Annotated in this window: 12 protein-coding genes and 4 tRNA genes; all 16 read right to left on the reverse strand. The window is 50.6% G+C overall.

Going from position 1 to position 13,773, the window contains the following annotated elements; genetic code table 11:
- On the reverse strand, positions 1–314 hold a 314-nt coding region (locus tag ACN0S4_RS07115; RefSeq protein ID WP_417657005.1), incomplete at its 3' end, for a GTP-binding protein.
- A gap of 87 nt (positions 315–401) precedes the next feature.
- Positions 402–477: transfer RNA gene (locus tag ACN0S4_RS07120), tRNA-Thr, on the reverse strand.
- Between the two features lie 14 nt (positions 478–491).
- Positions 492–566 (reverse strand) — tRNA-Gly (locus ACN0S4_RS07125).
- Between the two features lie 62 nt (positions 567–628).
- Positions 629–713: transfer RNA gene (locus ACN0S4_RS07130), tRNA-Tyr, on the reverse strand.
- Between the two features lie 19 nt (positions 714–732).
- Positions 733–808, reverse strand: a tRNA-Thr gene (locus ACN0S4_RS07135).
- 89 nt (positions 809–897) lie between these two features.
- Positions 898–2,196: an adenylosuccinate synthase gene (locus ACN0S4_RS07140; RefSeq protein WP_417657006.1), complete on the reverse strand. Its 1,299-nt coding sequence runs from the start codon at positions 2,194–2,196 to the stop codon at positions 898–900.
- A 173-nt stretch (positions 2,197–2,369) separates the two neighbouring features.
- Entirely contained in the window at positions 2,370–3,542 is a 1,173-nt protein-coding gene (locus ACN0S4_RS07145; protein WP_417657007.1) for an aminotransferase class V-fold PLP-dependent enzyme, read from the reverse strand.
- Positions 3,543–3,677: 135 nt separating this feature from the next.
- Positions 3,678–4,559, reverse strand: coding sequence for a protease modulator HflC (gene hflC, locus ACN0S4_RS07150; protein WP_417657008.1), 882 nt, complete (start codon positions 4,557–4,559; stop codon positions 3,678–3,680).
- Positions 4,560–4,562: 3 nt separating this feature from the next.
- On the reverse strand, positions 4,563–5,750 hold the full coding sequence (gene hflK / locus ACN0S4_RS07155) for an FtsH protease activity modulator HflK (protein WP_417657009.1): 1,188 nt from the start codon (positions 5,748–5,750) through the stop codon (positions 4,563–4,565).
- 57 nt (positions 5,751–5,807) lie between these two features.
- Positions 5,808–7,103 carry a ribosome rescue GTPase HflX gene (gene hflX / locus ACN0S4_RS07160; RefSeq protein WP_417657010.1) on the reverse strand — a complete coding sequence of 432 codons (1,296 nt, stop codon included), beginning with the start codon at positions 7,101–7,103 and terminating at the stop codon, positions 5,808–5,810.
- 22 nt (positions 7,104–7,125) lie between these two features.
- Positions 7,126–7,377: an RNA chaperone Hfq gene (gene hfq, locus ACN0S4_RS07165; RefSeq protein ID WP_169930596.1), complete on the reverse strand. Its 252-nt coding sequence runs from the start codon at positions 7,375–7,377 to the stop codon at positions 7,126–7,128.
- 172 nt (positions 7,378–7,549) lie between these two features.
- Positions 7,550–8,485 (reverse strand): tRNA (adenosine(37)-N6)-dimethylallyltransferase MiaA, encoded by a 936-nt coding sequence (gene miaA, locus ACN0S4_RS07170; RefSeq protein WP_417657011.1) that lies wholly within the window; start codon positions 8,483–8,485, stop codon positions 7,550–7,552.
- Positions 8,482–10,287 carry a DNA mismatch repair endonuclease MutL gene (mutL, locus tag ACN0S4_RS07175; protein ID WP_417657012.1) on the reverse strand — a complete coding sequence of 602 codons (1,806 nt, stop codon included), beginning with the start codon at positions 10,285–10,287 and terminating at the stop codon, positions 8,482–8,484. Before mutL ends, miaA begins: the two co-directional genes overlap by 4 nt.
- An 8-nt stretch (positions 10,288–10,295) precedes the next feature.
- Positions 10,296–11,621 (reverse strand): N-acetylmuramoyl-L-alanine amidase, encoded by a 1,326-nt coding sequence (locus tag ACN0S4_RS07180; RefSeq protein ID WP_417657013.1) that lies wholly within the window; start codon positions 11,619–11,621, stop codon positions 10,296–10,298.
- 11 nt (positions 11,622–11,632) lie between these two features.
- Complete coding sequence (gene tsaE, locus ACN0S4_RS07185; RefSeq protein ID WP_417657014.1) at positions 11,633–12,115, reverse strand: tRNA (adenosine(37)-N6)-threonylcarbamoyltransferase complex ATPase subunit type 1 TsaE; 483 nt, start codon at positions 12,113–12,115, stop codon at positions 11,633–11,635.
- 44 nt (positions 12,116–12,159) lie between these two features.
- Entirely contained in the window at positions 12,160–13,692 is a 1,533-nt protein-coding gene (locus ACN0S4_RS07190; protein WP_417657015.1) for an NAD(P)H-hydrate dehydratase, read from the reverse strand.
- Positions 13,693–13,773 lie beyond the last annotated feature (81 nt).

Genomic DNA, 13,773 nt, shown 5'->3' on the forward strand with positions numbered 1-13,773 from the left:
ACTAAGATAGCGCCGTCCATCTGCGCAGCACCGGTGATCATGTTTTTCACATAGTCAGCGTGTCCTGGGCAGTCAACGTGTGCGTAGTGACGTGCTGGAGTATCGTACTCAACGTGTGAAGTTGAGATGGTGATGCCCCGTGCTTTTTCTTCCGGAGCATTATCGATCATTGCGAAGTCTTTCGCTGAACCGCCGTACGTTTTAGCCAAAACGGTGGTGATTGCAGCAGTCAAAGTAGTTTTACCGTGGTCAACGTGGCCGATTGTACCGACGTTAACGTGCGGCTTGACGCGGTTAAATTTTTCTTTTGCCATGACAGCCTCTCATTTGGACAACATACGGTGGTTAAACACCAAATAAATTTAAACTAATCGGGGTATAGGTTCGATGGGGGCCGTGACTGGTGCTGATAGGCGGATTTGAACCGCCGACCTCACCCTTACCAAGGGTGCGCTCTACCAACTGAGCTATATCAGCACAATACAGATTATTGGAGCGGGTAGTGGGAATCGAACCCACATCATCAGCTTGGAAGGCTGAGGTAATAGCCATTATACGATACCCGCATGCCTTGAATCGGGCCACCTCAAACCATTCTGGACTCACCGCATTTTGACATGCAAAAAAGTGGTGGAGGGGGCAGGATTCGAACCTGCGAAGGCTGAGCCGTCAGATTTACAGTCTGATCCCTTTGACCGCTCGGGAACCCCTCCAAAACCAGATTTTTTAAGTTGGTGCCGGCACCAAGAGTCGAACTCGGGACCTACTGATTACAAGTCAGTTGCTCTACCAACTGAGCTATGCCGGCACCCCGGTTAGGTGGAGCGCATTCTATTGGATCGATTTTGATGATGCAATAGGAAAACGCATTTTTTTGCCGTTTATGTGACTGATTGGTCAAATAGCAAACGGATGACGCAAAATAATGGTTTCTGCGCGGTCTGGCCCTGTTGAAATAATATCCACTGGCGTGCCAGTGAGTACTTCAATGCGCTTGATATAAGCCAGTGCTGCTGTCGGTAAATCTTTATGCTCCGTAATACCCACAGTACTGGTGTCCCAGCCTGGTAACGTCTCATAAATTGGCTCTACCGTTTCATAATCCTCAGCAGCTAGAGGAGGATAATCTGTAATAGTGCCATCTGGCAACTGGTAAGCCGTACAAATTTTCAATTCTTTCAATCCGTCCAATACATCTAACTTAGTTAAGCAGAAGCCGCTTACTGAGTTAATTTGCACGGCGCGGCGTGCAGCCACAGCATCAAACCAACCGGTACGACGTTTACGTCCGGTCGTGGCGCCAAACTCGTGGCCTTTCACACCTAAGTGCTCACCCACATCACAGCTCAGCTCAGTTGGGAACGGACCGCTACCAACACGCGTGGTGTAAGCTTTGACGATACCCAATACATAGTCGATATAACGCGGGCCAAAACCTGCGCCAGTGGACACACCGCCAGCGGTGGTGTTGGATGATGTCACATACGGATAGGTACCATGGTCGATATCCAGCAAGGTGCCTTGAGCGCCTTCGAACATCAGATTCTCGCCGTTACGGCGCGCTTGGTCCAACAACGATGGAATGTCAGCCACCATCGGCTGCAATAATTTGGCTACTTCACGGCAATAGTCGAGTACTTCTTCAACATTCACCGCATCAACCTTGTAGTAATGCACTAAGGTGAAGTTATGGAATTCGACCACTTCACGGAGTTTTTCTTCAAAACGCTCGAAATTGAACAGGTCACCCACGCGCAAACCACGGCGTGCCACTTTATCTTCATAGGCAGGGCCAATGCCACGACCAGTAGTACCGATGGCTTTGGTTCCACGGGCTAATTCACGCGCTTTATCGAGTGCAACGTGATACGGCAAAATCAATGGGCAAGCTTCGCTGATCAGCAAGCGCTCACGCACGGGAACGTCGCGTGCTTCGAGCATTTCGATTTCAGTCATGAGGGCTTCGGGTGACAACACCACACCGTTACCGATCACGCATTTTACGTTCTCACGTAAGATACCTGATGGAATCAAATGCAGGACGGTTTTCTCACCTTCAATCACTAAGGTATGACCGGCATTGTGGCCACCTTGGTAACGCACCACGAGTGATGCTTTGTCGGTTAATAAATCGACAATCTTACCCTTACCTTCGTCACCCCATTGCGTGCCGAGAATTACGACGTTTTTACCCATGATGCTGATACCGATGCTCGTCTATGATTGAGAAATTCAGAATGATTGGATCAGAAAACCTGAAACCAGTGCTGCCGAAAAAACAGGCGGCGATCTTAGCAGAAGTTCGGCGCAGGCGGTAGCCTTGCCGTGCTCGCTACGATGAATTTATCGAGACACCGACGAGTGGCAGTTTACGCCTTGAGCTGCATCAGCACGTCGCGCAACAGCGCAAAGTCCTCAACGTCATGATACATCGCAAAACCGAAGCGTAATCGATTAGCTCGATAATCCGTGGCAATGCCGCGCTGATCGAGTTGTGCCGCGAGTTCGGTAACTTGCTCAGCCGTTGGCAACCGATAGGTATAAAAGTGACCATGATGATTTAGGTCGTGATGCAATAGCTGCTCACATTGTAATAATGGATGTTGCGCTTCAGTCAATGCGTCACGGAACGCTTGTTGCAGCTGTTGCACGTGCGCATGAATGGACGCTACGGTAATACCGTCCTTCTGCCACCAATCGAGCACTGCCTGCAGTCGATATAACGCTGTGTAGTCCATAGTCGCACCGGCAAATCGGAAGCCGTCAGAGGCATACTCCACTTGCGCCTGTTGAGGCTTGGCTAGATTCGCGAAATCGGCAAACCAACCGGTATATTCGGGACGTAAAGTACAGTTGCGCGGTACTGTCATGAAACAACAGCCCTCACCTGCTTGCAGATATTTATAACTCCCAGCCACATAGAAAATACGATCAGCCACATTAACTAGTGATGTCGGTATCGCACCGCAGCCGTGATAACCATCAACAACGATGGTGGCTTCAGCATGTGCATGCGCAATCCAATCAGTCAATTCAGGCCCAATGACTCCCGAGTTGTAAAAGACTTGGCTCGCAAAAATAAGCTGATGTTGGTGCTGCTTAACCGCTTCTAACCAGCGCGTTGCAAACGTATCAAACGGCTCCGTCGGGACCACCTGAACCTTGACTGTTGGGCGCTCTGAAAGCCTTCTGACTTGGCGTGAAAAGCTATGAAACTCACTATCCGTCGTCAAAATACTGAGCGGTTGCGCGGGGTCAAAACAACTCAACACACGATACAGTAGTTCATGGGTATTGGCAGCGAATACGAACTGCGACGGATCAGGCACCGACAGTAGCTCAGCTAACTGCCGTTGCACGGCAGGCACACGTTCGCCAAAGATCTGATCCCACTTATGGTCCACACCACGCGCACTGTCATCCCAGTAGGTTAACTGCGCCTCACGCGTGACATCAGGCCAATAATGATGACTATGCGGGGCACAGTGAAGGCGCGCGGTGTGCGCTGCAAAGAACCGAGAATACTGAGCTTTGAATGACATAAAGATCCGTTGTTCGTTGTTCGTTGTTCGTTGTTCGTTGTTCGTTTATATCATGATCGCGGAAATAAAAAACCCGTCACGATGGACGGGCTTTTCACTTTCGATTAACCATTAACGATTAACGAGTAACTTGGTTTACTCAGCTCGGAGGGTCTTCAGGTATTTGAAGAAGTCACTATCCGGTTCGAGTACCAACACATCGTTGCCGTTGAAGGCCGTTTGGTAGGCTTGCATGCTACGAATGAAGGCGAAGAACTCACGATCTTGGTTGTACGTGTTCGCATAAATCCCAGCTGCTTCAGCATCACCCTGACCACGAATTTCGCGGGCTTCACGCTGTGCGTCCGCCAACATAACGGTTACCCGAGCATCGACATCTGCGCGGATGAATTCCGCTTGCTCACGACCTTCTGAACGGTGCTCTGTTGCCACAGCTTGACGTTCTGCGCGCATCCGCTGGAAGATCGATTGACTGACTTCAGTCGGCAGGTTGATTTGCATCACCCGCACGTCAATTACTTCGATGCCCAGTTCTTGCGCACTATCGGCACCACGAATCAGCGCCTCACGCATCAAGTTGTCACGCTCACCAGAAACGATTTCTTTGATGGTACGGCTACCGAATTCGGCACGTAAACCACTATTGATACGGCGTGTTAAAAGCGCTTCTGCTTGTACTTGATTACCGCCATTCGTTGACAGGTAATAATTGGCAAAATCAGAAATACGCCACTTCACATAGGTATCAACAATCAGGTCTTTCTTCTCGCTCGTTACGAAACGATCTGGATTACCATCCAACGTTTTGAAACGGGCATCAAGCGTTTTGACCTGCTCAATGAACGGCAATTTAAAATGCAAACCTGGTTCAAACACAATCGGTAATCCGGTGTCCGCATCACGTTGTACTTTACCAAATTGCACCACAATGGCACGGTCGCCCTCTTTCACAACAAATAGTGATGAGAAGCCAAGGATGACCGCAACGATGACAAGTACTCCAATTAAATTTTTCATCGTTTACCCCCGACCACCAGAACGGTCGCTAACGCGGCCCGAACTGCTCTGTTGACTACTGCTTTGATTGCTACTCGAATTCGATTGTGAACGTGAGTTCATCATCGCTTCACTATCGTTCGAACGATTCTGCGTAGGACGATTACGCTGTTGCTCAAGTATCTTATCGAGTGGCAGATACATCATGTTGTTACTACCTTCGACATCGACAAACACTTTAGCGTTTTCAGCATAAATCCGCTCCAACGTCTCGAGATACAAACGCTGACGAGTGACTTCTGGTGCTGCTTTATACTGCGGTAGTAACTCGTTGAAACGTGCGACTTCACCTTGTGCGCGAAGCACGGTTTGCTCACGATAGGCTTGTGCTTCTTGCAGCAAACGACGCACTTGACCACGAGCCAGCGGCTCAATTTCACGTGCATAAGCTTCGGCTTCACGAATAAAACGCTGCTCATCCTCTTGTGCGGCAATAGCATCATCGAATGCATCTTTAACCGCTTCAGGTGGACGCGCTGGAAGCAAGTTCACATCAACAACTTGAATACCCAACTGGTAAGGCGCAATGATGGTTTCCAAAAGTTCGAGTGTTTGGGCACGGACATTTTCACGTCCAACCGTCAACACTTCATCCATGGTTGAATGACCAACCACGAAACGCAACGCGCTGTCGGTTGCTTGTTGCAAACTGTTATCTGCATCTTCCACTGCGTACAAGTAATCACGCGGATTTACCACGCGATACTGAACGTCGAGTTCAACTTGAACCACGTTCTCGTCTTGAGTCAGCATGAAACCATCAGACTGGAATTGACGCACATTACTTACGTCGACAGTCTCGACTGAATCAATGAATACTGGGCGCCAGTGCAACCCCGACTCAACCAAGTCACTGTATTGACCGAAACGCAAAACAACACCACGCTCCGCTTCTTTGACGGTATAGAAACCAGCAATGAACCACACAACCAACGCGAGCACGGCGATAATACCGAGACCTTTGGTAGGTAATCCACCAGAGCTGCTGCCGCTAGAGCGACCTGCCCCACCTTTATTACCCCCAAAGCCAAGCTTTGCGAGCAGGTTCTTTACTGCTTCATCGAGATCAGGCGGGCCTTGTTCACGGCCGCCTTGGTTTTTCCATGGGTCGCGGTCATTGTTATTGCCGTTCCCCGGTTGATTCCAGGCCATTGATTACTCCAACTCTGGTTCTGAATAATTCGTTTTTACGGGATGCATGTGCTGCGGCTATTCTACAAAGCCCTGCAAGCTATCGCCATACTCTTCTGCCACCTGTTTGCACAAACGTTGCCAATCAACGGCTGACATCCGCACTCCCAGTGCCAATTGACCATCTTCAGTCGAACTCTCTGAGGTGACACTTTTTAACGCGTACAGCTTACCACGTAATTTGCCCATTGAGGGTGGTATGCGCAAGGATACGTTAACCATGGCAGGACGCAAGCGTTGTACCAGTGCTTGTTGTAACAATTCGATTCCTGCACCACTCTGCGCAGATAACCACACACGTACGGGTTTGCCCTCGTCATCGGTGTCAATTCGTGCTACCCCATCATCGAGCTGGTCGATCTTGTTACAAACCAACAACTGCGGCACATCTAGCGCGCCAATTTCATCTAGAACTTCAGTAACTTGATGAATATTGTCCGCTTGTCGCTCATCATTGACATCAATGACATGGAGTAGCAAATCAGCTTGCTGCGTCTCCTGCAAAGTTGCTTTAAACGCAGCCACCAAATCATGCGGTAAATGACGAATAAACCCAACAGTATCAGCCAAAATAATGATGCCAACATCTGGCAGCTCTAGTTTCCGTAAGGTTGGATCGAGCGTTGCAAAGAGTTGGTCTGCGGCGTAGACGCCGGCTTCGGTAATGCGATTAAATAACGTCGACTTTCCGGCGTTGGTGTACCCCACTAAAGATACTGTTGGGATTTCCGCGCGTTGCCGTGCCCGTCGCCCTTGTTCGCGTTGCCGCTGGACTTTCTCAAGCCGAGCCTGGATATTTTTTATACGTCCGCGGATTAACCGGCGATCAGTCTCTAACTGAGTTTCGCCCGGTCCGCGCAGGCCGATACCACCTTTTTGCCGTTCTAAGTGGGTCCAACCGCGAACGAGGCGTGTTTGGATATGACGTAATTGCGCAAGCTCGACCTGCAACTTACCTTCGTGGGTACGTGCACGTTGGGCGAAAATATCGAGAATAAGCCCGGTTCTGTCGAGTACTCGACACGAACAAAGCTTCTCAAGATTACGTTCTTGGGTAGGAGTCAATGAATGGTTAAAAATAACCACGTTGGCGCCCAGCGCCTTCACGACATCGGCAATTTCTTCTGCTTTACCCGAGCCCACAAAATAGCGCGAGCTCGGTGTGCTGCGACTGGCAGTCACTACACCAACCGCTTCTACGCCGGCTGATGACACCAGCAATTTCAGTTCAGATAAATCTTCGCGATCGATTTCTTGGGGAAAGTCGACATGCACGAGGACAGCCTGTTCACCACTTTCATACCTATCAAACAAGCTATCGCTACTCCTCTTTCAATTAGTCTATTGCCTCTTCGCTGCCATCTTGCTGCGGGAGGTAATTCTGTGGGATTCGAGCAGGCACAACTGTTGAAATAGCGTGCTTATAGACCATTTGGCTCACTGTATTTTTCAGTAAGATCACAAATTGGTCGAATGACTCGATTTGCCCTTGTAATTTAATACCATTCACTAGGTAGATTGAGACGGGTACGCGCTCACGGCGCAGCGCATTCAAAAATGGGTCTTGTAACGTTTGCCCCTTAGCCATAACTTGCATCCTTTTTTTTTGTTATTGTTTTGTGACTGACCGTTCGAAACTACCCGTCATTGCCAGCCACATTAAATATAGAACATGCCGTCGAAATTAACAGCCTGTCAACATGAATTAATTGTCCAATGACTTGAATATAGGGCTGATTTGGCTCTTTTCAAGGTAAGGATTAGGTAAAGCTGTGCGGCTCTGTCTGACAATACGCGAACGCTTGTTCAATCAGATCATCGGCTTCACTATCAAACCACTGCACGTTGGGCCATTTTCGCAACCATGTAAGTTGTCGTTTAGCCAGTTGCCGAGTGGCAAAGATGCCGCGGTCGATCATTTCATCCCAACCAAAGTCACCATCGAGATACTGCCAAACTTGCCGATAACCAACACAACGTAAAGCAGGTAAATCAAGATGTAAATCAGACCTCAGTCTCAGTTGTTCGACCTCAGCAATGAGCCCTTGTTCCACCATTATGCGAAAACGTTGTTCGATGCGCTGGTGTAAGGTTGAGCGCTCACGCGGTGCCACTGCGAGTTGCAAGACAGGATACGTGAGCGCGCCGTGGCGCTCTTGCGTGAGTGCTGTCAGTGATTGACCCGTGCTTTGATACACTTCCAACGCACGCAATAAACGTTGTGGGTCGTGCGGATGAATCCGTTCTGCGCTCACCGGGTCAATGTCTTGCAATTCCTGATGCAAGACCGTCGCACCTTCTTGTTCCAAACGTTGCTGCAACGCTGCCCGCAGTTGCGGGTTCGAACTCGGCAACTTCGACATTCCCTCTAGCAACGCTTTGAAATACAGCATAGTCCCACCCACCAGCAGTGGGATGCGTCCAGCGGAAATGATCGCGTCGATCTCTCGCTTTGCATCGCGGGCAAATTCGGCTGCCGAATAAGCCTGCGCCGGGTCGCAAATATCGATCAGACGGTGCGGAGCTTGTGCGAGTTCCGCAGCAGTCGGTTTGGCGGTGCCAATGTCCATACCGCGATAAATTAACGCCGAGTCGACCGAAATGATGTCACACGGCAAGCGTTTCGTGAGCTCAATCGCGAGCCCTGTCTTTCCGGCCGCAGTGGGGCCATAGAGGCAAATCACATGGGGCTTCATGAGCGCACCGCCGGTGGCAAGGTCGGTAGTTGCACAGGCGTTAAGAACGTTGGCGCTGCAGCAAGTTGCTGCTGCCAACTCGTCAGCCAATGCTCAGCTTGAGTGACGCTGTATTCGCGTTGCACCATATGAGTGGCGAGCCAAAGCCAAAAGCTTTGCGGTAAATCCGACTCCGCGCCAGCCTGCTCGGCTAACGTCCGAATCAGATACGGAATACTTTGACTCACGTCCGATTGTCGCAAGGCTGCCGGCACTTGTTTGATAATGACTTGTTGCCGCGTTGACTCAAGTTGTACGCCGAGTCTGGCTAGCGAATTTCCTTCCAGTTCACCAATCATGGCCAAGATTTTTGCATCGGTCAGTTGCACCGGAATCAGCAGCGGCTGACCCGCAAGTCCTGTGGTCCACTGCTGTGCCAATTGGCCAGCTATGCAATGTTGTTGAACCTGCTGTAAATCTAATAAAAACAGAGGTTGGGTTGCGCTATCTTGCTGTTGTAACAACGCCATACGTTGCTGCACTACACTCAATACTTGCCACTGACCCATTACTGCCGCTCGCGGTCCCACGGGAACTGGCGATCGTGGTGCTGTTGATGCTTGCGAATAAAACTGCTGCGTGGCTCGCAATTCCGTCGCGGACGGTTTCACTGGCGCACTCATGATTCCGGGTAACGGCGATGCATGTCGCGGCTGCAGTTGTTCCTGTTGCTGCAGAAAATCTGCAGAGACTTGCGCATTGACGTCTTGATACTGGTGCTCCGCAGCGGCATGCGCAGCCCCTTGCGAGTTATCGGCAGCCGCGAGCGCACTGCGCAACCCATGCAAAACAAAGTCATGAATTTGACGCGCTTGATGGAAACGGACTTCGTGTTTCGCAGGGTGAACATTCACATCAACATCTTGCGCAGGCAGTTCAAGATACAGCACATAGGTTGGGCTGCGCTCTTCGCCAATACCCTGCTGCAAACTCTCGCCATACGCTTGCCGAATAGCGTGAGCCAGAAGGCGATCCTTCATCATGCGGCCATTGACGTAAAAATACTGTACGTCAGCTTGATGGCGACATGCGTGCACAGGCGCAATCCAACCACTGAGGCTGACGGAGCCCGCCTGCTCCTCGACTCGTAATGCGGTATCGGTAAAGCTGCTGCCACAAACCGAGCTGATGCGCTGCGTCGCATCAGCTTCAGCGCGGATGGCTGGATACAACCGCACTTGTTTCTGATTGTGCAACAAGTGAAATTTCACATCGAAGCGCGCCAAGGCGATGCGCTTCACCACTTCTTCAATATGCGCAAACTCGGTTTTGTCGGTGCGCATGAACTTGCGCCGAGCTGGGGTGTTGAAAAACAGGTCTTCTACCGTAACCGTAGTGCCGGTGGGATGACTCGCGGGCGCTAACTCTGCTCGCATATCCTGACCTTCAACCCAAGCTTCCCAGGCGGTGGCTTGAGTAGCCGGCTTAGAAGTTAACGTCAGACGCGCAACGGAACTGATACTGGCTAATGCTTCACCGCGAAAACCTAAACTTAGAATCGCTTCGAGATCAGCCAAGCTGGTAATTTTTGATGTCGCATGCCGACTCAACGCGAGCGCTAATTCGTCGCGCGGAATACCGCTACCATTGTCACGAATCCGAATCAGACGACGACCGCCTTGTTCAATTTCAATGATGATCTGATCAGCGCCTGAATCGAGACTGTTCTCGACCAGTTCTTTGACCACGGAGGCAGGTCGCTCAATCACCTCACCTGCCGCAATTTGGTTGGCAAGGCTGACTGGCAGTATCTGAATAGGCATGGTGTTCTCTATGGCGCTGATGGAATTTCGAGTACTTGACCGATTTTCAGCACATTACTACGTAAGTTATTGCGCTCTTTTATCGCGTTCACGCTGGTATTATAGCGCTGTGCCAGCACCGAAAGCGACTCACCCGACTTGACCACGTGCCGTGCCGCACGGTTCGTCGCGAAATAGGTTCCATCGGGTGGTTTCCGCGTAAAATAACGACGCACGCCCTGATAAATAGCTCGCGCCAACTGTTGTTGATGCTTGTTGCTGAGCAACAATTGTTCTTCGGTGGGATTCGAGATAAATCCCGTTTCCACTAACATGGACGGGATATTCGCCGAGGTCAAAACCGCCAAGCTCGCATGCTGCGGCTTGGTTTTATGCATCTTGGTGACGCGCTCCATTTCATCAATGATCTCTGTAGCCGCCTCATAACCGCTCGCCATTGCATGGTCCATAGACATAGAAATCAGCGTTTCACTCAAATAGCTGCTGCTGTCATCACTCGACGCGCTGACATCAACACCACCCAGCACCTCAGACAGCCGTTCTTTATTCTCTAACAAGCGTCCCATTTCGTTATTAGCACGCCGATTCGACAGGACCCAAACCGAACCGCCTCGCGGCTGTGGCGAGGTAAATGCGTCCGCATGAATTGATAAGAACATATCAGCCTTCACTTGCTCGGCCTTGCGTACCCGCGTGAGATGCTTCAGATAATAGTCATCCGTACGCACCAAATAAGCTTGCATCGCGGGGTCCGCATTGATGACGTCAGCCAAAGCGCGAGCGATTTTGAGGACCACATTTTTTTCGTAGGTGCCGGATGGCCCGATAGAGCCCGGGTCATCACCACCATGGCCTGCATCAATAGCAATGGTGACCTTGCGTTCTTGTAATTGACTTGCACTTAGAGCGGGGCCGCTACGCTCAATCGACCGTCCGGGTAGATCGACAACGAGTCGTTCGCCATAGGTATCGTTGGCTGCCAGCGCAAACACTTGCGGGTCGACCTTCTCGGTCAACTCAAACACAATGCGGGTGCTCGATTTACTTTTTGGAGTACTGGTCCGCAATTTCTGAATCAGCAAAGAGTCGACTTTCACCTTGGTTAAATCGACCTGACGGCCTGTATTCTCGAAGTCGATGACTAATCGGTAGGGCAAATTATCGTAGATGGTGAAATAGCTAAATTCTGGCGTCGACGCCATATCGAAAACTACACGCGTATTATCTGGCGCAGGCCAGACACGCACGTTTTCGATAGTATTCGCATTGGCTTGGACCGCTGTAGAAAATACTACAACGACCAGGCTCATAATCCCCAGAATCCACTGTTTCATCACAACATCTTTCAGTTCAAGGTAAGAAGTAATTCCTTACCTCTGTTGGTTAGCGCTTTTATTGTCAACGATCGTGCGGTACCCGCAAAATCAATTGTTATCGTTATATCGGCGGCAGGAAGATAACCGAAACCGCGTTGCGGCCACTCTGCCACTATCAGTGTATTTTTTGAGCCTTCTTCCGAAAGGTAATCGCGAATGCCCATAAATTCAAGTTCTTCTGGGTCTGCAAGCCGATACAAGTCGAAGTGATGCACGGTCCAATTCGGTAACTCGTAGCTTTCCACGAGAGTGTAGGTTGGGCTCTTTACCTTGCCGTCATGACCCAGTTGCTGAATCAGTCCACGTGAAAATGTGGTCTTTCCAGCACCTAATTCCCCGTACATATAAATAGTTGTGGCAGCTGCCTGCTGATCAAGGCTGGAACCCAGCCGACCAGCTAATGCCAACAAGGCTGCCTCATCGGCTAATGCAAAGGTTTTTATATCGGTCACGAATATAATTCTCTAGCTACTAGTTAATAGTGAACAGGTAATAGTTAATAGTTGGGCGCGTTGCGTAGTTGCCGAATAATCGGTAATAAATCGCTGGCTAGTGTACCACGCTCGCCGTCCAACGCAGCTATTTCTCCCGCTCGCGCATGCAACCAAACTGCCGCTGCTGCCGCTTCTACTGGGGTTCGTCCCACCAGTAATGTTGCTATGACTCCGGTTAAAACATCACCGGTTCCAGCCGTTGCGAGCGCTGAACTGCCGCGCCGGCAAAACCACAACGATTGTTGTGGCGCCGCCACTAACGTACCTGCTCCTTTGAGCACGACGGTCGCGGAAAAGTTCTCAACCAATTGTTGAATCGCTTGAACGCGATCATTTTGAATTACCGCTGCACTGCATCCCAATAACCTTGCTGCTTCAGCGGGATGTGGCGTCAGCACCGTATGCTGCGGCAAGGGCTGTGAGCACTGGTCTGCATGCGCCAACCAATTGAGGCCGTCGGCATCAATTACCATCGGCACATTGCGCTCAACACAGTGAGACATGACCTCTCGCCAAGTGTCACGAGCCCACGCGTTTTCAAGGTTAAAACCCAAACCCGGACCCAATGCAACGACAGTAGCTTGCTCGAGACGATGACGGCCTTCAGCAAACGATTCGACCATCAGTTCTGGTTGTGCTTGAGCAATAATGGCGCGTGAATCAGGATGACATAAAACGCTGACCTTACCTGCACCAGAACGCAGTGCCGCCTGTCCAGCCAAAATAGCAGCACCCGCCATACCCGGGCCGCCGCCAACAATGACAATATGACCAAAAGTCCCTTTGTGAACATTCTGCTGACTGACTTTACTTGGATGCACTGCTGAGTCAGTCCCTGAAACTTGCAACAGCCGTTCAGCAACGCCATCCGTGAGGATATGTCCTAAGCGTGATTGCTGCTGTTCAAACGCACGACCAACATCAAGGTCAGCAAGAGTTAAGTGGCCAACATAATCCACTGCCGCGCTGGTCAGCAATCCTGGTTTCCACGCGATCATGGTGACGGTGTCTCGCGCTCGTACAGCCAACCCCTGCGGTTGACCACTATCGCTATTGAGACCACTGGGAATATCTATGCTCAGTACTGGAACGGCGGATTGATTCAGCGTTTCTACCCAACGCTGATAGTGACCACTTACTTCGCGGTTCACACCGTTACCCAATAATCCATCGACAACCCAATCAAATTCATTCAAGGATAGCGTTTCGGCTAAATCGATGACTCGTCCGTCAGCCTCACGCCATGCCACTGCAGCCTGCTTGGCTAATTCGCTTTTCGGTTCGGCTGCTACCACGGTGACCTGATAATGCGCTTGTTGGGCGTAGCGAGCGACAAACCAGGCATCCCCACCATTGTTACCGGGGCCACATAACACCAAGATTCGCGCCGGCGCTGGACACACCTGTTGTAACTTCTGTACGCAGGCTTGTGCCGCCCGTTGCATCAACTGTTTCGCATCCAAGCCACAAGCTTCTGCTGCCGCGAGTTCACAGGTTCGAATAGTCGCCGTGGTGTAGACATTGTCCCGATTCATTTTAGTCACCGTTGCCTATTAGCGGCCGACGCGCCAGTAGATCGCGTTCCGAATAGGCTATGTTATAGTGCAGTCATGTTT

This window comes from Pseudidiomarina aestuarii, assembly GCF_048263735.1.
Taxonomy (GTDB): Bacteria; Pseudomonadota; Gammaproteobacteria; order Enterobacterales; family Alteromonadaceae; genus Pseudidiomarina; species Pseudidiomarina aestuarii_B.

What these genes read in the sequence shown, in the direction of transcription:
- ACN0S4_RS07140 (WP_417657006.1), bottom strand. Translation starts at nt 2,196, where the DNA reads ATGGGTAAAAACGTCGTAATTCTCGGCACGCAATGGGGTGACGAAGGT.
- ACN0S4_RS07145 (WP_417657007.1), bottom strand. Translation starts at nt 3,542, where the DNA reads ATGTCATTCAAAGCTCAGTATTCTCGGTTCTTTGCAGCGCACACCGCG.
- hflC (WP_417657008.1), bottom strand. Translation starts at nt 4,559, where the DNA reads ATGAAAAATTTAATTGGAGTACTTGTCATCGTTGCGGTCATCCTTGGC.
- hflK (WP_417657009.1), bottom strand. Translation starts at nt 5,750, where the DNA reads ATGGCCTGGAATCAACCGGGGAACGGCAATAACAATGACCGCGACCCA.
- hfq (WP_169930596.1), bottom strand. Translation starts at nt 7,377, where the DNA reads ATGGCTAAGGGGCAAACGTTACAAGACCCATTTTTGAATGCGCTGCGC.
- miaA (WP_417657011.1), bottom strand. Translation starts at nt 8,485, where the DNA reads ATGAAGCCCCATGTGATTTGCCTCTATGGCCCCACTGCGGCCGGAAAG.
- mutL (WP_417657012.1), bottom strand. Translation starts at nt 10,287, where the DNA reads ATGCCTATTCAGATACTGCCAGTCAGCCTTGCCAACCAAATTGCGGCA.
- ACN0S4_RS07180 (WP_417657013.1), bottom strand. Translation starts at nt 11,621, where the DNA reads ATGAAACAGTGGATTCTGGGGATTATGAGCCTGGTCGTTGTAGTATTT.
- ACN0S4_RS07190 (WP_417657015.1), bottom strand. Translation starts at nt 13,692, where the DNA reads ATGAATCGGGACAATGTCTACACCACGGCGACTATTCGAACCTGTGAA.